At 36.7% G+C, this 20,086-nt stretch carries 23 protein-coding genes; 8 read left to right on the top strand and 15 right to left on the bottom strand.

Annotation, left to right across the window (positions count from 1 at the left end):
* Positions 1-10: 10 nt before the first annotated feature.
* The 13 genes from LN736_RS19090 to LN736_RS03685 form a co-directional block, all read right to left on the bottom strand.
* Complete coding sequence (locus LN736_RS19090) at positions 11-1,471, bottom strand: flagellar hook-length control protein FliK (RefSeq protein ID WP_179977094.1); 1,461 nt, start codon at positions 1,469-1,471, stop codon at positions 11-13.
* A 59-nt stretch (positions 1,472-1,530) separates the two neighbouring features.
* A complete protein-coding gene (gene fliJ, locus LN736_RS03740; protein WP_150356360.1) occupies positions 1,531-1,965 on the bottom strand; it encodes a flagellar export protein FliJ in 435 nt (144 codons plus the stop codon).
* A 19-nt stretch (positions 1,966-1,984) separates the two neighbouring features.
* Positions 1,985-3,292 carry a flagellar protein export ATPase FliI gene (fliI, locus tag LN736_RS03735; protein ID WP_179977093.1) on the bottom strand — a complete coding sequence of 436 codons (1,308 nt, stop codon included), beginning with the start codon at positions 3,290-3,292 and terminating at the stop codon, positions 1,985-1,987.
* Between the two features lie 30 nt (positions 3,293-3,322).
* Complete coding sequence (locus tag LN736_RS03730; RefSeq protein ID WP_179977092.1) at positions 3,323-4,090, bottom strand: FliH/SctL family protein; 768 nt, start codon at positions 4,088-4,090, stop codon at positions 3,323-3,325.
* Positions 4,074-5,090 (bottom strand): flagellar motor switch protein FliG, encoded by a 1,017-nt coding sequence (gene fliG, locus LN736_RS03725; RefSeq protein ID WP_150356357.1) that lies wholly within the window; start codon positions 5,088-5,090, stop codon positions 4,074-4,076. The genes LN736_RS03730 and fliG overlap by 17 nt, the downstream gene beginning before the upstream one ends.
* A 5-nt stretch (positions 5,091-5,095) precedes the next feature.
* A complete protein-coding gene (gene fliF, locus LN736_RS03720; RefSeq protein ID WP_179977091.1) occupies positions 5,096-6,682 on the bottom strand; it encodes a flagellar basal-body MS-ring/collar protein FliF in 1,587 nt (528 codons plus the stop codon).
* Positions 6,683-6,697: 15 nt separating this feature from the next.
* Positions 6,698-7,081: a flagellar hook-basal body complex protein FliE gene (fliE, locus tag LN736_RS03715; protein ID WP_150356355.1), complete on the bottom strand. Its 384-nt coding sequence runs from the start codon at positions 7,079-7,081 to the stop codon at positions 6,698-6,700.
* Between the two features lie 18 nt (positions 7,082-7,099).
* Positions 7,100-7,531: a flagellar basal body rod protein FlgC gene (gene flgC / locus LN736_RS03710; RefSeq protein ID WP_150356354.1), complete on the bottom strand. Its 432-nt coding sequence runs from the start codon at positions 7,529-7,531 to the stop codon at positions 7,100-7,102.
* A gap of 11 nt (positions 7,532-7,542) precedes the next feature.
* Entirely contained in the window at positions 7,543-7,944 is a 402-nt protein-coding gene (gene flgB, locus LN736_RS03705) for a flagellar basal body rod protein FlgB (RefSeq protein ID WP_150356353.1), read from the bottom strand.
* Positions 7,945-8,371: 427 nt separating this feature from the next.
* Entirely contained in the window at positions 8,372-9,241 is an 870-nt protein-coding gene (locus LN736_RS03700) for a flagellin N-terminal helical domain-containing protein (protein ID WP_179977090.1), read from the bottom strand.
* 158 nt (positions 9,242-9,399) lie between these two features.
* Positions 9,400-9,741, bottom strand: a complete 342-nt coding sequence (locus LN736_RS03695) for a hypothetical protein (RefSeq protein ID WP_150356351.1) — start codon at positions 9,739-9,741, stop codon at positions 9,400-9,402.
* Between the two features lie 238 nt (positions 9,742-9,979).
* Positions 9,980-10,315, bottom strand: coding sequence for a single-stranded DNA-binding protein (locus LN736_RS03690; RefSeq protein ID WP_229980880.1), 336 nt, complete (start codon positions 10,313-10,315; stop codon positions 9,980-9,982).
* Positions 10,316-10,427: 112 nt separating this feature from the next.
* Positions 10,428-10,799, bottom strand: a complete 372-nt coding sequence (locus LN736_RS03685) for a VOC family protein (RefSeq protein WP_150356349.1) — start codon at positions 10,797-10,799, stop codon at positions 10,428-10,430.
* 144 nt (positions 10,800-10,943) lie between these two features.
* Between LN736_RS03685 and LN736_RS03680 the strand changes: the two genes are divergently transcribed.
* Both LN736_RS03680 and LN736_RS03675 read left to right on the top strand, forming a co-directional pair.
* Entirely contained in the window at positions 10,944-11,681 is a 738-nt protein-coding gene (locus LN736_RS03680; RefSeq protein WP_229980878.1) for an MBL fold metallo-hydrolase, read from the top strand.
* Positions 11,682-11,696: 15 nt separating this feature from the next.
* The gene (locus tag LN736_RS03675; RefSeq protein WP_229980877.1) at positions 11,697-12,422 is read left to right on the top strand and encodes an adenosylcobinamide amidohydrolase; all 726 of its coding nucleotides are present in this window, start codon (positions 11,697-11,699) and stop codon (positions 12,420-12,422) included.
* Between the two features lie 6 nt (positions 12,423-12,428).
* Here LN736_RS03675 and dut read toward each other — a convergent pair whose 3' ends face one another.
* Positions 12,429-12,860: a dUTP diphosphatase gene (dut, locus tag LN736_RS03670; protein WP_150356346.1), complete on the bottom strand. Its 432-nt coding sequence runs from the start codon at positions 12,858-12,860 to the stop codon at positions 12,429-12,431.
* A 139-nt stretch (positions 12,861-12,999) separates the two neighbouring features.
* On the opposite strand from dut, the gene greA reads away from it, so the two are divergent.
* Positions 13,000-13,461, top strand: a complete 462-nt coding sequence (gene greA / locus LN736_RS03665) for a transcription elongation factor GreA (protein ID WP_150356345.1) — start codon at positions 13,000-13,002, stop codon at positions 13,459-13,461.
* A gap of 51 nt (positions 13,462-13,512) precedes the next feature.
* Here greA and LN736_RS03660 read toward each other — a convergent pair whose 3' ends face one another.
* Positions 13,513-14,895, bottom strand: coding sequence for a D-serine ammonia-lyase (locus LN736_RS03660; RefSeq protein WP_229980876.1), 1,383 nt, complete (start codon positions 14,893-14,895; stop codon positions 13,513-13,515).
* A gap of 171 nt (positions 14,896-15,066) precedes the next feature.
* On the opposite strand from LN736_RS03660, the gene LN736_RS03655 reads away from it, so the two are divergent.
* From LN736_RS03655 to LN736_RS03635, 5 genes are all read left to right on the top strand, one after another.
* The gene (locus LN736_RS03655) at positions 15,067-16,320 is read left to right on the top strand and encodes a hypothetical protein (RefSeq protein ID WP_150356343.1); all 1,254 of its coding nucleotides are present in this window, start codon (positions 15,067-15,069) and stop codon (positions 16,318-16,320) included.
* Between the two features lie 95 nt (positions 16,321-16,415).
* A complete protein-coding gene (locus LN736_RS03650) occupies positions 16,416-17,141 on the top strand; it encodes an ABC transporter ATP-binding protein (protein ID WP_150356342.1) in 726 nt (241 codons plus the stop codon).
* Complete coding sequence (locus LN736_RS03645; protein WP_150356341.1) at positions 17,128-17,880, top strand: ABC transporter permease; 753 nt, start codon at positions 17,128-17,130, stop codon at positions 17,878-17,880. The genes LN736_RS03650 and LN736_RS03645 overlap by 14 nt, the downstream gene beginning before the upstream one ends.
* Before the next feature lie 18 nt (positions 17,881-17,898).
* Positions 17,899-19,356 carry a sensor histidine kinase gene (locus LN736_RS03640; protein ID WP_229980875.1) on the top strand — a complete coding sequence of 486 codons (1,458 nt, stop codon included), beginning with the start codon at positions 17,899-17,901 and terminating at the stop codon, positions 19,354-19,356.
* A gap of 2 nt (positions 19,357-19,358) precedes the next feature.
* A complete protein-coding gene (locus tag LN736_RS03635; RefSeq protein WP_150356339.1) occupies positions 19,359-20,048 on the top strand; it encodes a response regulator transcription factor in 690 nt (229 codons plus the stop codon).
* Positions 20,049-20,086: the final 38 nt, after the last annotated feature.

Here is a 20,086-nt window from a genome sequence, read left to right as displayed (position 1 = left end):
CCTCTCCAAATTAAGCCAGTATATTTACATTGTTTTCCTCATAATAGTCCTCCTGGGGGGCTTCTTCCCCGGATATACTGTCAACGGTCATATTCTTTCCACTGCCGTTTCCCTTGTTCTGCTGTCCTTTTCTGCTTTCATCCCTGAAATAGGTAGTGTCCTCGTTGTAAAGATTCAGGGAAAAGCTTTGAACTCTTATATCATTGCCCTGAATTTTGTTTGATAAATCCTGTAGATTGTAATTCAAAAGATTGTAGGTATCCTGATTGGAGGCTGTGATAGCTGCTTTCATTTTGCCAGCTTCCATAACCAGATTTATGGTGATTTCCCCCAGTTCCCTGGGATTTACCTTTACTGTCAGCTGCTTCACATTGTTGAGATCCATGTATTTTAAAGTTTTTATGATATCAGAAGTAAAGGAATTTTTGTTTATGACCAGATTTTTCAGATTTTCTACAGTGTTGTCTCCGTTTATGTTTGAGAATTGTGTCATAAAATTGGCAGCTTTGGAGATCTTGTCTCCATCTCCGCCTTCTATTATTTTCTTCAATATTTCATCTCCACTACCGGTGAGATTTCCACTGCCCTTGTCACTGGATTTATCAGAATTATTCTGGGACACGTTTCCGTCTTTAGAAGATATCAGGTTATTATTCGTACTCAACTGGTCATTTTGAGAAGATACCGTACTATTGTCCATATTTGACTGTCCATTCTGGATAATATCCTGCATCCTAGTTCCGGCCAAACCGGCATTTAAGCTCTCTCCTGTAGTATCTGTGCGCATCTGTGCAGCCAGGGCAGAATTTATCTCGCTTTTTATCTTGTTGTATATGTTCTGCTCCAGATTTGCTCCCTGGGATACTTTGGATAAAATACCTGCTTCCAATTTTTCACTGAACTCCCCGCTGATTCCAAGTTTCTGCAGAATATCTGCAAGTCCGTCTATATTTTTTTCCACTATTTTATCTATGATATTTTTGCTCCCAGCTGTATTGTCCGATATTATAGCCTGAAGGTTTTTCAAAATATCACTGCTTATGTTGTCACTTAGAAGATCACTTATTTTATCCATCAGTTCACTGTCATTCAAATTACCATTATAGGAAAACAACATATTGAGTATATAAGACAAATTTTTGGGATCTACATCTTCCTGCTTAATTTCATCTTCTATCTTCTCTATTTCCTCCTGACTGAAACCTGCCTTTTCCAGCTGCCCTTTCAGTTTTTCATCTAAATTTTGATCTTTGCTGCTGTCATTAACTGTAACACTGTCTTCTGATGTTCTACTTGCTTTTACATTTTCATTTGAATTATCGGATTTTGAGACATCCTTAAAGGCATCTTTTAATGTATTTTTGAAATCACCGGAATTTTTCACATTTGTCCTGTCTCCGGAAACATTTGATGCTGTGTTGTTTAGAACATCCGCGGCATTTACAGATGCTGCAGCATTTATGTTAGCCACTTTGTATTCACCTCCTTTCCTGCATATGTACTCCAAAATAACAATCTTTAATCAAATCATTACCTTGTACCTAAATTTCTAATAAATCCATAGAGGGCAAATTCATCGTTCAACTTCTGCTCTATTCTATTCTGTTCCTTGACGAAGTTTCTGTATCCCTTGTCCTTTAATGTTTCCACAGTTTTTCTGTCAATCTGTCTCTGCTTCAGCTCTTCCCTTTTTCCCTCTACAATCTTTTCTTTTTTGCTGAGTTCCTGGGAGGTTTCATTTATGTTATAGTCCAGGGCATTTATATAGATATGCGTTATCTTCTGCTCTATGGCTGATGTGGGGAGAGGTCTGTTTTTATACTCATTATATTTTTCCTCCATCTGGGTAAGCTTCTCTTTTACCTTCAGCTTTTCACTTTGAGCCTTTTGAAATTCTATTTTACTTTTATCTTCTCTATCAATTCTCATATCCAAGAGTTTCTGCAGTTTAAAATTGTACTTCATTGGCTTTTCCTCCCTGATTTTAGTCAAACATGTTCTTCAATCTGTCTACACTTTCCTCTAAAGTAGAGTGTTCATCCATTTTCTGCTTCAAATAATCAACTATATCATCATAATATCTTATGGCCGTATCAACCTTCTTGTTGTTGCCCTTCACATAGGCACCTATATTTATAAGATCTTCTGAATTCCTGTATGTAGATAACATATCTCTTGCAAAAGATGCACTTTTCCTGTGCTCCTCGGTGGTTACTTCAGGCATGAGCCTGCTTATGCTGGCAAGTATGTCTATAGCAGGATAATGATTTTTATTGGCAAGAGTCCTTGACAGCACTATATGTCCATCCAATATACTTCTGACCGCATCTGCAATGGGCTCATTCAGATCGTCACCATCCACCAGAACAGTATAAAATGCAGTTATAGATCCTTTATCTGACATTCCCGCTCTCTCCATAAGCCTTGGGAGCTTTGCAAATACTGAAGGAGTATACCCCTTTGTAGCAGGAGGTTCTCCAACAGCTAGTCCTATTTCTCTCTGTGCCATGGCGAACCTGGTTACAGAATCCATCATGAGTATCACTTTTTTTCCCTTATCCCTGAAATACTCTGCAATGGCAGTTGCGGTAAAAGCTCCTTTCAGCCTGACAAGTGCAGGCTTATCAGAAGTTGCACATACTATGACGGATTTTTTCAATCCACTTTCCCCAAGGTCCTTTTCTATAAAATCCCTTACTTCTCTTCCTCTCTCACCTATAAGTGCTATTACATTCACATCTGCTTCAGCATATCTTGCAATCATGCCAAGAGTTGTACTTTTACCGACCCCACTTCCTGCAAATATACCAATTCTCTGACCTTCTCCGCAGGTCAAAAAACCATCTATGGCACGTATACCTGTAGAAATGGCACTGCTGATTCTTCTCCGCTTCAGCGGATCCGGCGGTTCCGCATCCAGTTCGTAGAAACTGCCGGATTTCAACGGATCTCCCTGAAGAGGATTGCCAAGTCCGTCCAAAACTTTTCCGAAAAGTTCCTCTGAACATTCAACATTTAGATGCCTTCTTTCAGGAACCACTCTGCATCCTGTGGAAATTCCAGTAAGCTCCCCCAGGGGCATGAGTATTATGTCATCTTCTTTAAAGCCCACAACTTCGCATACAATTTTATGATTTTCTTCATTATATATAGTACATACTTCTCCTATGAAGGCCTTTATTCCCTGAACCTCTATAGTAAGTCCTATTACTTTTTTTACAGTTCCCTCCTGGTAGGAAAAATTGGCCTCGCTTATTTTTCTATTCAATTCCTGAAAGTTTAAATTTATCACTAAATCATCACCCTTATGGCAAAAAATCTGCTAATTGACGCCCTCAAATATTTTCCTCAATTTCTTCACAGCTATGTCCACGGACAGCACAATTTTCCCATTATCTCTTTCTATAACTACACTGCCCTCTTCCAGAGACTCATCCGGTATTATGAATATATCCCCCTTAAAAGGCAATTGCTCTCTCCACAGATCAACCTGCTTCTTAAATTCACAGCAGTATTTCTCTCTGCTCTTTATGATGAAAGTTTTAGAATTCTTAACCTGTGAAAGTGCATTAAACACCATCTGATTCAAACTGTCCTTGTTTTTAATCTCTTCTTTTAAAATATTCTCCACAGTATTTATTACAAATTTTTTGATTTCCTCTTCTTTTTCCGTCAAATATCTGTTTTTTTCCTCTACAGCAGCTTTTAAGACAGCATCTGCCTTCTTTCTTATATCTTCGCCTTCAATTTTAGCCTTTTCTATATTTTTCACATATCCTTCATCATAAGCACTTTTGAAGCCTTTCTCCTGCCCCCTTTTTCTGCCGTCCTCATATCCCTTTTTACTGGCAGCATCATAGGCCTTTTTTTTGATTTCCTCAGCTTCAACACTGGCTTTAGAAAGTATTTTCTCTCTTTCTTCGGCCGCACCTTTCAACATGGTTTGTATCAGACTGTCATAATTACCTTCAGGTGAATCGACATTGTTCTTCCTTTTAGGAGGAGGTTGTTTTTTAAATACCGTAACTATATCGTGAGTACCATCTTTATTTATGCTGTCACCTTTTATAATCTTATATGATGATCGCATCTTCTCCACCTCTCGCCATAACTATTTCTCCGGCTTCATCCAACCTTCTTATAATATTCACAATACCCTGCTGGGCCTTTTCCACATCCATAAGTCTTACAGGTCCCAGGAATTCTATATCTTCCTTCAGTGCTGCGGAAGCCCTCTTGGACTGGTTCCTGAAAATACACTCAGCCACCTCTTCAGAGCATCCTTTAAGTGCAAGTGAAAGATCCTTTGAGTCCACCTCTCTGAGTACTCTCTGAATGGATACATCATCCAGAGTGACAATATCCTCGAATACGAACATGGACTCTTTGACTTTTTCTGCCAGTTCTGCATCTTCCTTCTCCAATCCCTCTGTAATATTTTTCTCCGTAGCCCTGTCCACCTGATTCAATATATCCACAATGGTCTGGACACCACCAATTACTCTCATATCAGACTTAACTACGGAAGATAATTTGTCATCAAGTACTTTTTCTATTTCTTTTACAACCCTGTGGGAAGTAGTGCTCATTGTAGCAATTCTATAGGATACCTCAGCCTGAACATTTTCAGGAAGTGCTGAAAGTATCTGCCCGGCTTTGTCAGGCTGAAGATAACAGAGTATAAGCGCTATGGTCTGCGGGTGCTCATCTGATATTATATTCAAAAGCTGGTGAGCATCTGCCTTCCTAGCTATGGCAAAGGGTCTGAACTGCTGCGTCGCCTCTGTAACTTTATCCAGTATTTCAACTGCCCTCTGAGTTCCAAGGGCCTTTGACAAAAGATTTCTGGCATACTCTATGCCGCCTTCCAATAGATAATCCTTGGCTTTATTCATCTGTACGAATTCCTGAAGTATTTCCTTTTTCTGATCCGATTTCACTGAACTTATATTGGCTATTTCATAAGTTATCTTCTGTATCTCGGCTTCCGGCAGTCTTTTAATTATACCTGCAGCTGCTTCTGGTCCAAGAGTTATAAATAATATGGCAGCCTTCTGTACTCCAGTTAATTTTTGATTGTCCCTAGCCATTCTTATCACCTCTCATCTTCTGCTAACCATGATTTTATTATGTCTGCAACTTGATCAGGCTTATCTTTAGCGTATTTCTTTATTTCATTTTCAACGTGAGTATCTTCATTTTCCGATTCAAGTTCTACAGGTTTAAATTTAGGCTTCTCTTTAACCTGGGTTTCATCTCCTACAACTGCATCTATACCCTGAGGCTCCATTTCCTCATCAAACAAATCTTCCTCCTCATGTTTTCTTCTCCAGAGTATAACTCCAACTACAGTGGCAATCACTGCTGCTGCAATACCGCCTATAATTGCAATCAGCCTGTTTCTCTTTGCCAGCTGCTCTGCCTTATCCATGGCATCCATATCTTTCTTCGCATTGTCCTGGGCAGTGGTATCAAAAGGTATACCCTCTACATTTATGGTGTCTCCCCTGTTTGCATCATAACCTATGGAAGAAACTGCAAGATTTCTTATGGAATTCCTAGTAGCATCATCTACATTTCCATCCAATGCCACAGAAGCTGTAAGCCTCCTTACACTTCCAGGAGCTTTTACAGTTTTTTGCTCTGATTTGGATACATCATAATTTCTAGTGGCCTCATTGTAGGTTGAATTTCCATTATTTCCAGTAGTAGTCGTGGTATTGCTCATATTATTGTCCACGGGGCTGGCACCTGCATTATTTGTACCCCCGGCATTTGTGCTGTTTATCGTATGTTCACTTACCACTGCTCTTCTATTGGGATCGTAAGTCGTGGCGTCCTGCTGTACAGCATCAAAATCCAGGTCCGCATTTACTCTCACCTGAACCTTACCTTTGCCATATACGGTTTCCAGCATACTTAAAAGCCTCTTCTCAAGATCTTTTTCATACTGCTGCTGAAGCTGCTGCTGTTTTTCTGCAGGAACGGTGCTGTCTTCAGTACCAGTGCCTTCATCTTGATATAGATCCTTGGACAAAAGCTGCATCTTGTCATCTATAACCTGAACATTTTCCTTAGGTATATTTTTCACACCGCCTGATATAAGTGCAACCAAAGCCTTTACCTGATCCTGGCTCAATTTTTGTCCGGACTTCAGCTTCAAAGTTATAGAAGCACTTCCGGGCTGAGTATCTTTTACAAATTCAGTGTCATCTGGAAGTACAAGATGCACCCTGGCATCTTCAACCTGCGGAAGAGATTTTATAGTCCTCTCCAGTTCTCCCTGGAGAGCTCTCTGATAGTTCACCTTTATCTCTGCATCTGTAGTGCCCAAATTACTTTTATCAAACAGCTCAAAGCCCTGGCTTCCATTGGTGAGCTGTACTTCTGAAAGCACCTTCATCCTATCACTGTCTACCTCATCTTTAGGTACCAGAATTGAATTTCCCTCTACTTTGACATCTACTTTATCATCTTGGAGTTTTTTATACACTGCTGCTGAATCAGTTTCATTCATATTTGAAAAAAGCACTGCATATTTTTTCTTTCCCAAGGACATTCCTCCAAATATAATCGCCGCTATAATTCCCACAGCTATGACTCCAAAAGCTATCTTTTTATTTCTACTCAAATTTTTCCATTTATCTATTAAATTCTTAAAAAATTGCGATAGCTTACCCATCCATTAGCACTCCTTCTACAACTGTGTTCTATTCAATTCCTGGTATGCATCTACAAGTTTATTCCTGATTTGCACCGCCAATTCCAGCGACATCTTAGCTTGTTCCGTATCCAGCATTACATTGTGTATATCCGTTCTGTCACCTTCTATAAGCTCTTTGGTGCTGTTATCCGCCTGCACCTGCTGGTCATTTACCTCATCCAGCTCATTTTTCAGCATTGACGCAAAATCGGATATACTGCTGTCATTTTCATCTGTACTTCCATCTACTTTGCCATCTTCTGATATGGCGTTATTAAGATTATTAACTACTGTATTATTGCCGTTTAGATTGCTGTCCTGAACAGACTTGTTAAAATCAAATACACTGCTGTCAGGCACATATTCATTTATTCTCATATGTACTTATCCCCTTTTCTATTTTCCTATTTCCAGAGCTTTCGAAAACATGCTCTTTTCCGCATCAATGGCACTTACATTTGCTTCATAGGATCTGGTAGCCACCATCATGTCGGCCATTTCATTTAATATATTTACGTTAGGCATGGACACATAACCATCAGCATCTGCATCTGGATTAGTAGGATCATATACCCTCTTAAATGGTGAAGGATCATCAACTACTCCCACAGCTTTAACACCTCTGGGTATATCTTCATATTGTCCATTTTTATTTAATTCACTCTGTAAATTTTCCTGAAAAACCGCTACTTTCCTTCTATATGGTTGTCCATCAGCTCCTCTAGTAGTCTCTACATTGGCCATATTGGAAGCTATGGTATCCATTCTTAGTCTCTCTGCTGAAAGTCCGCTGGCACTTATTCTCATTGTATTAAAAGCTTCAATCACAATTATCACCCCTATCTTCCATCTATTACATACCGCTTCATGGCCAGTCTGCTGTTTATCTGTGTTACAAGTGCATTGTACATGAGAGCATTAGCTGACTGATTTACCATCTCATTGTCTATGTCCACATTATTTCCGTCTTCCCGCATGCTGGTACTATTGTCTGTTTCCAACTCAACGGAGCCATAATCACTGTCTATTTTCATGTGTTTTTCATCATCTGTCTTAAGTTCCAAATCATCCATACTTTTTTTTAAATTTTCTTCAAAAGTGACATATTTCCTTTTATACCCCTTGGTATTTATATTGGATATATTTTCGGCTGTTGCGCTGCTCCTGGCCTGGGATGCATCCAATCCTTTCTGCAGCAGAGTATACACTAATTCGTCATTAGGCAACTGAGATATGTTCAATTATTATCCCTCCATTTCCATTATTCTATATAATTGTATATATTTTCATTTACAAATTTTCCAAAAAGGAAATATATTTAATCACATTTTATTTTTGATTAAAATCACATTCAATATAACTTATATTACCACAAAATTATATGTTAATGCTACAATTATATGAAATTTTTTCTAATTAATATAAATTTTAATCAAAAACAAGAAATTACGATATTATAATACAATTTTTATGAAAATATTTTCTTTTCTGCCATTAATAGCATACATAAATACATAGTATATTATTTATTTTCCAATATTCATGTTACAGATATGTTATATTTGCGTTATTTCATATAAAAATTCACATTGTTTTCAGCAAAAAACATCAGGGAACTACTTAAACATAGATAAACTCTATATTTAGGTAGTTCCCCGCTGTAAAAAATTATTTTCGGGTATTCTCCAGTATTTTAAGTACATCCTGCGGAAGTTCATTGGCTTGTGCAATCATGGCATTGGATGCCTGCACAATTATAGATTCCTTTGAGTAACCTACTATTTCTTCCGCTATATCAGCATCACTTAAACTGCTGTCTGCATCAATCATCCGATCTGTTAACTCCTGCATGTTATAATAATTGGATTCAAATTTATTTTCCAGTGCACCATATTTGCTCCTGTAAGAAATGACCTTATTTAAAGTACTGTCTATCGCAGTAAGAGCATCATCTACATTACCATCCAATACATCTTTACTTTTATCTTCATCATTACCACTTTTAATAAGGTACAACTCCGATATATCGCTCTGTTCACTATTTGTCAAATCCAGCTGTGGTATGTCTGCACTTTCTCCCGCATTGGCCCCTATTTGCATACTTAAGACCTTATCCTCTTCATTTTGTCCCAGCAGCTTCAATCCGTTGAATTCCGTCTGATCCGCCATAGAACTTATTCCATCCAGCAGCTGATCTATTTCATTTTGTATCACACTTCTGTCCGATGGAGTAGTCGTCCCATTGCCCGCCTGCAGTGTAAGCTGTCTTATTCTCTGAATCATACTCGTGATCTCCTGAAGCCCTCCTTCTGCAGTCTGAAGCATGCTCACGCCATCCTGTACATTTCTAGCTGCAGTTTGAAGCCCGCCTATCTGCAATTTAATATTCTGGCTCTGTACCATTCCGCTGGGATTGTCCTTGGCACTGTTTAATTTAAGGCCGCCGGATATTCTAATTAAATTTCCGCTTTGTCTCTTTAAAGCCTGGTTTTGAAGAAAATTCAAAGTCAATGCCGGCATGTTATAGCTTATTCTCATAAAAACCCCACTCCTCTTTTCATTGCCCACACAACAATATTACACAATATTATTATCGAAAGCTCCTATAAAATGCTTTAGTGGAAATTTCAATATGAATTATACAACTACTTTAAATCATAATTTTTTATGGACAACTTCACTATGGATTGCATGTCCTATATAGTTCTGTCATAGGGTTCCATTTTTACATACATCTTAAATAATTCCAGTGCCTGTTCCTCACTTATCTGTCCACTATCTAAATTGCGATATAATATATATAAATTGGCATTCATATTTGGATCTGTACTTTTGGTTTCCTTCATCTTTTCAAGTATCTTCTGTTTAAGGGAAATATTTCTTTTGTAAAGTTCTTCTTCTATTAAATTCAACATTTTCTCTGCTTCTTTTTTTATGGACTTTTCCCTGCTGCTTATCTTTATATTTTTCAATCCCGAAATCAACATATCTATACAATTCTTATTAATAAGTATTTTCTCCGACTTGTCACTTCCCATAAAAACTCCCATCCTTCCTTAAATTATCCTACCTTATATTTTACCAACTGAAGTAATATAATGTCAAAGGAACTGTCCTCAAGAATCACCTGATTCAATAGCTAGTACACTTATTTTAAAGCTAAAAGTGCTTATATCAATTAATAGTGATATAAGCCTGCCTTGACAGGCTTATATGTCGTATCCTCTTAACTTAAACTCAAACAATTTCAAACAGACCTACAAGTATAATTTCAAATCAAGCTAAAGCTTCCTCTTTATACTCTAGGAACTGAATCTTGTCTGCCTCCACAATAGTGGAGAACTTCTTTACTCCATCCTTTACATAGTTCTTAGTGCTTATCCTGCCATTAACACCTAACAGCCTTCCCTTTTTCAAATAGGGATACAATTTTTCTCCCTTGTTAGTCCAATAGGAAATTGGAATAAAATCTGCTTCCCTTTCACCGCTGCTGTTTACAAAATCCTTGTTAACAGCTAAGACAAATTTAATTACACTTCTTACATTGTTTTCCATCTTAATAATCTCTGCATCCTTGGTAAGTCTTCCAATAAGAGTAACACTATTCAACACCTTTACCTCCCTGTTAGTTTTTCTATAATTATGTCCCAGAGGGAAGGTCTTATTCAACATAATTCTTATTTACCATAAATTTTCGAATAAATATTTTACAAATTTACAATTTTTAATGTTCAAGAGGTAAAATTTCTGTCCAGTATCCGTCAGGATCTGATATAAAATAAAGGCCCATTTTCTTATTTTCATAGCATATACAGCCCATCTTTTTATGATACTCATGGGCAGCCTTAAAATCGTCTGTTCTAACTGCCATGTGAACTTCATTATCCCCTAAATTATAAGGCTCCTTTCTGTCTTTAAGCCAGGTGAGCTCTATTTTGTAATCTTTTTCTCCATCTCCCATAAAAACCAGCGTAAAACTTTTATCCTCTGCTTCTTTTCTTCTGATTTCTTTAAAACCAAGAGCCTTTTTATAAAATTTTATACTTTTATCCAAGTCAAACACATTTATGTTGTTGTGATCAAATACAAATTTCATTATCCATCATCCCTTCATATTTGTAATTACCATATTCTCCATACAATTATATCCTATATTCTCACATATGTTAACTAAATTGTAAAAATTGCTTTTTCTTGTGCTATAATGAAAATAATTTAAATTATAAAGTAGGTGAAATACATGAAAAAATACAATATTAAAATCCATTATCTATACCACAGCAGTTTCGCCATAGAAACTCCACTGAATTTTTTTATATTTGATTACTATATGACTTCCTCTGACCCCCGTAAACACACTTTAGAAAACGGTTTTATTTCAGAAGAACTCATAAAAGGCAGGAAGAACATATTGGTTTTCTGCTCTCATAAGCACCCGGATCACTTTAATCCTGCAATATTAAAATGGCAGAAAATAAACCCTTATATAAAATACATATTGAGCAGTGATATAAAAATCAAAAATCCCCCTAAAAATTATTACAGGCTGTCTCCCTATGAAAGCGTAAATTTAGGAGATGTGCATATAAAAACTTATGGTTCTACAGACATAGGTATTTCATTTTTGATAAAAGTAGAGGGGATCACTATATTTCACGCCGGTGATTTAAATTTATGGCGCTGGAAGGAAGACACCGAAGTAGAACAAATAGCTGCTGAAAAAAATTTCAAGGCAGAGATAAAAAAAATAAAGGGAGAAACCATAGATTTTGCATTTTTCCCCGTGGACCCAAGGCTGGAAGAATACTATTGTTCAGGAGGAGAATATTTTATAAATGAAATTCATCCTGAGTTCTTCATACCCATGCACTTTTGGAACAGCAACTATATAACCAAAAAATTCGCGGAGCTTGTAAAACATTCTTCTACAAAATGTCTTGTCATAGATCACAGAGGGCAGACTTTTAATTTTACATAGAGAGGACACAAACAATTGATAAGTTTAAATGAAAATCTAAATTTCAACGATGCCAAATTAGAAGTAACTGAAAATCATGTTCATATTGAATTTTTAAAACCAGTGGAAATATTGAGTTCTGCTATATTGAATGGCGGCTTTACCAATGCCAGCAATATAGTAAATATGAAAGTCCGTCAAAATAAGAACTCAGACAGTCATAAAACCTTCCCCTCTCCTGAAATTACCATCAAGGAATATATAGAGTCAAAAAAATGGAGGGGCAAATCCGTTGGAATGATGACTGCTGCCAATATGAAATCTTTTAGAAGCAGCCGTGCTGTTAAGGACAGTGTAATAGTACAGAGCTTTATTACCATGGGAGTATCCAATGCACGAAGGGCGGGAGACACTGCTGACTGGAAAAGCCTTAATTCCAACAATCTTAAACCCGGTACCATAAATATAATTTTAGGCACAAACGCAAGGCTGTCAAAGTCTGCCATGGTAGAAGCCCTTATGATCATTACAGAAGCCAAGGCCTGCATAATGCAGGATTTCAATATACTGAGTCCTGTAAGCAAAAAAATTGCCACGGGAACAGGCACAGACTCCTGTGTAGTTTTTACAGGTACAGGCCAAAAAATAGATTACTGCGGGAAACATGTATTAATGGGAGAAATGGTGGCCAATGTAGTCCTAAAATCCCTGAAGGAGTCTTTATCCGAAATAGTTTCCTGGGGGAAAACCCAGTGGATTTGAACTTTTTTATTTCATCCCCGTGGACCCAAATCCCTCCTGGCCTCTGTCCGTATCACTTAATCTATCCACTTCTTCCACAGATACCTGTTCTACGGGTTTCACCACCATCTGGGCGATTTTCATTCCCTTTTCCACCAAAAAAGGCTCTTCTCCCAGATTTATCATAAGCACTTTTATCTCACCCCGGTAACCCTCGTCTACAGTTCCCGGTGAATTCAACAGAGTAATTCCATATTTCAAAGCAAGTCCACTCCTGGGTCTCACCTGAGCTTCAGTATTTGCAGGCAGTTGAATTTTTATTCCCGTAGATACAAGTTTTCTCTCCATTGGCCTTATAAGTATTTTTTGCACTGAAAACAGATCAAGGCCTGCATCCCCGCTATGGGCATAAAATGGAATTTTAGCTTCTGGATTTATTTTCTTTATCATCAATTTCATAAATTATACTTCCTCTTTCTCTATGTAGTTAAGATTCTACTAATAAAATACCATCAAAATTTGAAAAACACAATAGAAATGTCATTACAAAAATGTTATTATCTATATTAAGTAATTATTTAAGAAGGTGTTTATAACTATGTACAATTATCTTACCAGGGAAGCTATAGATAAATTAAAGGAGGAAATTGAACACAGAAAAGTGGTGGTAAGACACAAGATAAACGAAGATTTAAAGGAAGCCCGGGCCCAGGGAGATCTAAGTGAAAATTTTGAATACAAGGCTGCCAAAAGGGATAGAGCCCACAATGAAAGCAGAATAAGGTATCTGGAAAAAATGATAAGAACTTCAAAGCTCATAAAAGATACCACCTCAAAAAACCAGGTGGGGCTCGGCAAAACGGTACATTTAAAATTCTCCGGCGATAATGAAATTGAAAAATTCAAAATAGTAACTACCATAGAGGCAGATCCTATGAAAAATAAAATAAGTATAGAATCCCCCCTGGGAGCTGCAATATATAAACATGTCACAGGTGACAGCGTTGCCGTAAAATCACCTGAGGGACAATATTACGTAAAAATCGAGAACATAGAGTAAAAGACAGCAGTCCATGGAACAGATAGGAAGCTATCCATGGACTATTTTAAACTAGTTATCCGAAAACTTCCTATTTAGTAAAATATCCTTTCCTGTTTTATAATAGGAATTCATCACTTCCTCTGGAACCATACTTCCCCCTGTGGCCCATGCAATATGACAGGAACCTTTCATCTTATCTTTCAGAGCATTATCCTCCATATATTTTTTACCTGCTTCGTCCTTAAATAATTGAAGAGGTCCCGAAACTCCAGCCAGAGCTGAAGGTTCCAGCAAAATATTTTCCGAATCTATAAGTGCGCTCAAAAGCATGTATAATTTTTCATCTTCTACCGTATAACAACCGCTTATCAATTCTTCAAGAGTTTTCCCCACAAATTTTGACGCCCTTCCAACCGCAAGTCCATCTGCCTCGGTAATTCCATCAATACCAAAGTCCTGAACACAGATTTTATCATGAAGTCCGGTCATAAGCCCGAGGAGCATACAGGGTGAATGAGTTGGTTCTGCAAAAAAGCAATGGACATTATCCCTGAAAACCAATTTCATTCCAAAGGCAACTCCCCCGGGTCCACCTCCAACTCCACAGGGAAGATAAACAAACAATGGATGATTTTCGTCAACTGTAATATGTATTTTTTTCAGCTGATCTCTTAACCTATAAGCTGCCACTGCATATCCCAAAAATAAATTGGTGGAATTCTCGTCATCCACGAAATACATATTTGGATCCAGTGAAGCTTGCCTTCTAGCTTCTACTATGGCTTTACTGTAGTCCTCTTTATACTCAATTACAGTAACACCCTTGCTTCTCAGGAGATCTTTCTTCCACTGCCTTGCATCAGCAGACATGTGTACATACACCCTAAATCCCAATTTTGCACTCATTATGCCAATACTAAGACCTAAATTGCCCGTTGACGCCACTGCAATAGAGTATCTGGAAAAAAATTCTCTGAATTTATCACTGTCAATAATTGAATAGTCATCGCTCTCTTTTAACATATTATTTCTCATTGCCAGATCTTCTGCATGCTTTAATACTTCATAAATACCTCCTCTGGCCTTGATGGAACCTGAAATAGCAAGATCATTATCACACTTCATTATCAACTGACCCTGTATCTTCCCGCCGGACATTTCCTCCATCTTTTTCTGCATAGCAGGTATTTTTACAACAGGTGACTCTATAATGCCTCTAGTTTTTCGAGTTTCCGGAAAGACTTTTGACACATAGGCTGCAAATCTTTCAAGTCTTTTTTCTGCATCCTTCACGTCTTCTTCATTAAGCGAAATATTCTTCACAGCATCCAGGAACTTTTTAGCCTTTGGATTTGCCCAGAAAACCTCTTTTGTGGAGATGATATTATCCATCAATGGGAACTGCTCTTTCCACCACTTTATAGATTTCCCCTGTAAAATTTTATCTTCCATGTTTATCCCTTCTTCCTATTATAATATGACAATCTTATTATAATACAAACGCTGCTGTTTATCAGGCAAAGAGTTTAGATTTTGTTTATAATTAGTTTATACAAAATAGAGATATATATTTTAAAATATAATCAGGAAGTACTTCCAAATAAAATACAAGGAGATGTGAAAATGAAACTAGGTAAAAAAACAGCTGTGGTAATAAGTTTTACTATAGGAATAGCAATGTTTGCCACTACAGCTTTTGCCGAAGTTACATCCAAAAGCGGTTATGACCAGCTCAAGGACTCGGTAAAATACACTGCAAAAGCCTGCACCGGCGGACTTTCAAGCTATACTGCAGATATGTCCTTTGTCATAAAGGACGGCACCAATACAGTATATTCCAGTGACAATATATTCAAATACGATCTATCAAATAAATCAAAGGAGGATATAAGTACAGTTTACAACGGTTCAAAAAAAGCTGAAAATTATTACTATATGGACAAGAATAGTATAATAAATAAACCCAAGGATTCTCCCTCCTACTATGTGACTAATTATACAGACGGCACAAACTGGAATATAACAAATCCCTTTGATGAAGACAGAGCTTCAGATATTGAAAAGATAGCAGATGCCATTGTAGGAAATCTCAAAGATTCTGTTTCAGTCAACGTGAAGCAGGATGGCTCCAGGGAGATTTCCGGATCCTTAAACAACACACAGATCCCGTCACTTATAAATGCACTTGTATCCTTTCAATTCAAAAATTCATTTGCTGAAAGCACAGGAAGAACCGGCGACAGGATCAGCGTTCCCAAACTTACAAATAATATATTTGTAAAAAATGTCAAGGGAACTGCCTCTGTTGACAAAAACGGCTTAATCAAAACCATACTTGGTTCAGGAGTCATTTCAGGTACCGATAAAAATGGGCAAAATCACAATTTGACTTTTGAGCTGCTTTTGAAAATAAGCGGCATAAATTCAACTGCAGTTAAAAAGCCCGATCTTTCAGGTAAAAAGACAATAGTACAGACTGCTAAATCCTCTGAAACAGACAAATTATCCAATCCTGAAAAATACCTTGGAAAATATACCCACAATATAGTAATTGAAAAGGATGGAAAATTTATAAAAATAGGTGAAGGAACAGTAAATATTGAAAAAATAGATACCAATACTGTAAGCGGAACTTATGAAGCAAAATATATAAAGGGCTATGAAGAGGGAAATCAGAAATTGAATTTCAGCGGCAGTTTTGATAAACAGAAAATTGGTGGTAATGATTTCAATGCGGACATAACTGCAACTGCAGATGCAAAGGGAACTGTAAAAGGCAATTTATATCTTGATCCAAACTATGCAGGCATACAATTTAGCATAGAGGGAAATACCCTTACAAACTCTGATTCCCAGTACAATAAGGTATTTGACTAATAATTTATGGTGAAGATTTTCGGCTAATGCCGAAAATCTTCCAAATTTAATATTTAAACACTGGTAATTGAACTTTAAATAAGAGAGGTGTATAGATGGAAAACGCTATTGAAATAAAAAATTTATGCAAGACATACAAAAATGGAAGAGGCATAGACGACATAAACCTCGATATTCAAAAAGGAGATATATTTGGCTTTCTGGGGCCAAATGGCGCCGGGAAAACCACAGCTATGAAAATAATGACAGGTCTCATGAAGCCGGATCGAGGTGATGTGAAGATACTTGGTCACAGTATTTTGACGGAATTTGAAAAGGCAATCTACAACGTTGGATGCATCATTGAAACTGCAGAGACCTATCCATATTTGACTGCTTTTGAAAACTTAAGACAGTTCTCCAGATATTATGAAGATGTGGATACCGGCAGAATCACAGAAATTTTAGATGTTGTAGGACTCCTGAAACACAAGGACGAAAAGCCTGCAAGGTTTTCCCTTGGAATGAAACAGAGACTTGGAATTGCATCTGCGCTGCTGTCAAAACCCAAAGTAGTAATTCTAGATGAACCTTTAAACGGCATGGATGTAGAGGGAATGATAAATGTTCGAAATATCATCAAGAACCTGGCGGAAAAGGAAGGAACCACTTTCTTTATTTCAAGCCATCTTATCCATGATATTGAATTGACCTGCAAACATATTGGAATACTATATAACGGCAGGGTTATCAATGTGGACAGCACAGAAAACATATTGAATAACTATGCTTCCCTTGAAAATTATTTTATCAGCGAGGTAGAGAGAAATGGTAGAATTTAAACAAGCTTTAATAAATGAAATGGAAAAATTGTATAAAAAGAAAAAAGCCACGGCGGCGGTTGTGCTTTCTCTGATCTTTATTGTATTTGGGCAAATTTTCATATCCCTGGTGAGAAATAATTTTGGTGTACAGGGAGTTTCCAGCAGTGAATTTCCCCTCCTCATTCTTTCCATAATTATAAATACCCTGCTTCCACTATTTGTAGCGCTTGTCACTATAGATAGTTTTTGCGGTGAATTTTCTCAAAACACCATGAAAATAACCCTGACAAGACCCATTACCAGATTAAAACTGTATTCAGCAAAAATAGCATCCATATGTATATTTATATTTTCAATGCTGGCATTGTCCATGATATTTTCCATAATATCAGGACTTATATTCAATTCGAATTCCCTCAATCTGTCGTATATACTTAAAATAATAATTTCCTATGCAGTAACTCTGTTTCCCATGGTAATTCTATGCCTTGTAATTGTTCTATTTGCAAATATATTTAAAAGTGGAATAGCCGTATTTTTCCTGTCCATACTTGTATTCATTGCCTTTAAGGCATTGGAAATCTTCTTACCTGCTTATTCCGGCATTTTTTTCACATCCATGTTCGGGTGGTATAACCTGTGGATCATGGACAATATTCCTCTCCTTAAAATTTTTCGAGAATTCATGATGATGCTCAGTTATGCTATAATATTGTATACAGCTGGATATTATATATTCGATAATAAAGATTTCTAGCCTATGAAAGGAATAAAAATGGATATAAAAAAGCGTCTTATAATCTACAATAATCTGACTATAATAGTTCCATTCATAGTTACAGCTGTAGTTGCCTTAATATTTATATTTGTTTCTTCAAAATTTTTTAATGCAAATATAACTTACAGAGATTTCAAAAAAGTTTCCCTCGTAAAATCAGAATTGTTAAATGTAACTAAAGACATAGCAAAATCAAGTACCAAAAGTATAAAGGGAGATCAAGAATTTCAAAAATATCTGACGGAAAAGCTCTCCGTTGTAAATGGAAAAATTATAATAATCAAAAACGGAAATATTGAATTTTCTTCACAGAATCTGGAAAAAATCGACATAGCAAAATCTTTAAAGGAATCAGACAAAAGGCTGAATAATTCCCTGCAGATAGATAATATTTATTACTCAATTGACAGATTTCCACTGGTATTCAGGGACGGGACTTACGGCAAAGTTATATTCCTGGTTCCAGCTGCAGTAGAACCGGATATTTTTAAAAGTTTTATTATAACCATACTTCTTACATTTCTTATCTGTTTTGCCTCGATGAGTGTAATTATATCTTATATATTTTCCAAAAAAATACTGGAACCCATCACCCTTTTAAAAAAGGCTACGGCAGAAATAAGTCATGGTGACCTTAATTTTAAAATTGTGGAAAGCGGAGACAGAGAAATAAAGGAACTCTGTGCTGATTTTGAAAAAATGCGAATACAGCTTAAGGATTCTGTGAGAATGAGAATGAAATATGATGAAAACAGGAAGATGCTCTTATCCAGCATATCCCATGACTTGAAGACTCCTATAACCTCTATAGAAGGCTACGTGCAGGGAATTTTAGACGGAGTGGCAAGCACTCCCCAAAAATTAGAACATTATTTAAAAACCATATATTCCAAAACTGGACAGATGAACTCCATGATAGACGATCTTCTTCTGTATTCCAAACTGGATCTGAAGCAGATTCCCTTCAATTATGAAAAAACGGATATTGTAGAATACTTCAACTATTGTATTTCAGAGAATGAACCCGAACTCGAAGAATCCAATATAAAAATCAAACTGGAAAATCATCTTAAAAATTCAAAATATGTTATGATAGATAGAGAGAGGTTTATGAGAGTTGTATTAAATATTATAGGCAACTCAAAAAAATATATGGACAAAACCCATGGACAGATAACTATATTTTTAAGGGAAACCAATTTAAGCATTATAATCGAAATACGAGACAACGGCTGCGGAATTGGTCAGGATAACGTAAATAAAATTTTCAACAGATTTTACAGGGAAGATTCATCGAGAAGCAACATCAGTGGAAGCGGCCTGGGACTTGCCATATCAAAACAGATCGTAGAAGGTCACAATGGAAAAATATGGGCTATTTCCCATGGAACTGAGGGCACAAGCATAATAATATCCCTTGGTAAAATTATAAATACATACAGACAAGAGAGGTAATTATGAAAAAAATTTTAATAATTGAAGATGACTTAAGCATAGCAGAACTTCAAAGAGATTATCTTGAACTGGAGGGATTTGAAGTCACAATATGCACAGATGGTATGGAGGGCCTAAATACACTTAATAAACATGAATTTGATCTTTTGATTTTAGACGTAATGCTTCCTAAAATAGACGGATACAGTATTCTACGCAGCATACAGGACAAAAAAGATATTCCCGTACTCCTGGTTTCTGCCAAAAAAGAGGAAATAGACAAGATCAAAGGTCTTACTTTGGGGGCAGATGACTACATCACAAAACCTTTCAGTCCAAGTGAACTTGTGGCAAGAGTAAAATCCCACATTCAAAATTACGAGAGAATAAAAAATAAATTCACTTCAAAATGTTCTAAAGTAACTATAAGAGGACTTGAAATATTAAAGGATTCCAGACAGGTATTCGTAAATGGCACTGAAGTTTTTCTGGCTCAAAAGGAATTTGACCTTCTTCTCTATATGGCTCAAAATCCAAACATAGTATTCAGCCGTGAGGAATTATTTGAAAACATATGGGGACTTGACTCAATGGGAGACAATGCTACAGTTACCGTACACATAAGGAGAATAAGGGAGAAAATAGAGTTTGATCCCTCACATCCCCAATATATAGAAACAGTTTGGGGCGCAGGATATAGGCTTAGAAGCTAATTGAGCACTAAAGGCCTGTTATATTATAATTTATTTAG

This window comes from Clostridium aromativorans (assembly GCF_020908015.1).
Taxonomy (GTDB): Bacteria; Bacillota; Clostridia; order Clostridiales; family Clostridiaceae; genus Clostridium_B; species Clostridium_B aromativorans.
This window is presented reverse-complemented; position numbering and strand designations above follow the sequence as displayed.

Coding starts and splice junctions, on each gene's coding strand:
- fliJ (WP_150356360.1), bottom strand. CDS start 1,965: ATGAAGTACAATTTTAAACTGCAGAAACTCTTGGATATGAGAATTGAT.
- LN736_RS03730 (WP_179977092.1), bottom strand. CDS start 4,090: ATGCGATCATCATATAAGATTATAAAAGGTGACAGCATAAATAAAGAT.
- fliG (WP_150356357.1), bottom strand. CDS start 5,090: ATGGCTAGGGACAATCAAAAATTAACTGGAGTACAGAAGGCTGCCATA.
- fliF (WP_179977091.1), bottom strand. CDS start 6,682: ATGGGTAAGCTATCGCAATTTTTTAAGAATTTAATAGATAAATGGAAA.
- fliE (WP_150356355.1), bottom strand. CDS start 7,081: ATGAGAATAAATGAATATGTGCCTGACAGCAGTGTATTTGATTTTAAC.
- LN736_RS03700 (WP_179977090.1), bottom strand. CDS start 9,241: ATGAGAATAAGCTATAACATGCCGGCATTGACTTTGAATTTTCTTCAA.
- LN736_RS03695 (WP_150356351.1), bottom strand. CDS start 9,741: ATGGGAAGTGACAAGTCGGAGAAAATACTTATTAATAAGAATTGTATA.
- LN736_RS03685 (WP_150356349.1), bottom strand. CDS start 10,799: ATGAAATTTGTATTTGATCACAACAACATAAATGTGTTTGACTTGGAT.
- LN736_RS03680 (WP_229980878.1), top strand. CDS start 10,944: ATGAAAAAATACAATATTAAAATCCATTATCTATACCACAGCAGTTTC.
- dut (WP_150356346.1), bottom strand. CDS start 12,860: ATGAAATTGATGATAAAGAAAATAAATCCAGAAGCTAAAATTCCATTT.
- greA (WP_150356345.1), top strand. CDS start 13,000: ATGTACAATTATCTTACCAGGGAAGCTATAGATAAATTAAAGGAGGAA.
- LN736_RS03660 (WP_229980876.1), bottom strand. CDS start 14,895: ATGGAAGATAAAATTTTACAGGGGAAATCTATAAAGTGGTGGAAAGAG.
- LN736_RS03655 (WP_150356343.1), top strand. CDS start 15,067: ATGAAACTAGGTAAAAAAACAGCTGTGGTAATAAGTTTTACTATAGGA.
- LN736_RS03650 (WP_150356342.1), top strand. CDS start 16,416: ATGGAAAACGCTATTGAAATAAAAAATTTATGCAAGACATACAAAAAT.
- LN736_RS03645 (WP_150356341.1), top strand. CDS start 17,128: ATGGTAGAATTTAAACAAGCTTTAATAAATGAAATGGAAAAATTGTAT.
- LN736_RS03640 (WP_229980875.1), top strand. CDS start 17,899: ATGGATATAAAAAAGCGTCTTATAATCTACAATAATCTGACTATAATA.
- LN736_RS03635 (WP_150356339.1), top strand. CDS start 19,359: ATGAAAAAAATTTTAATAATTGAAGATGACTTAAGCATAGCAGAACTT.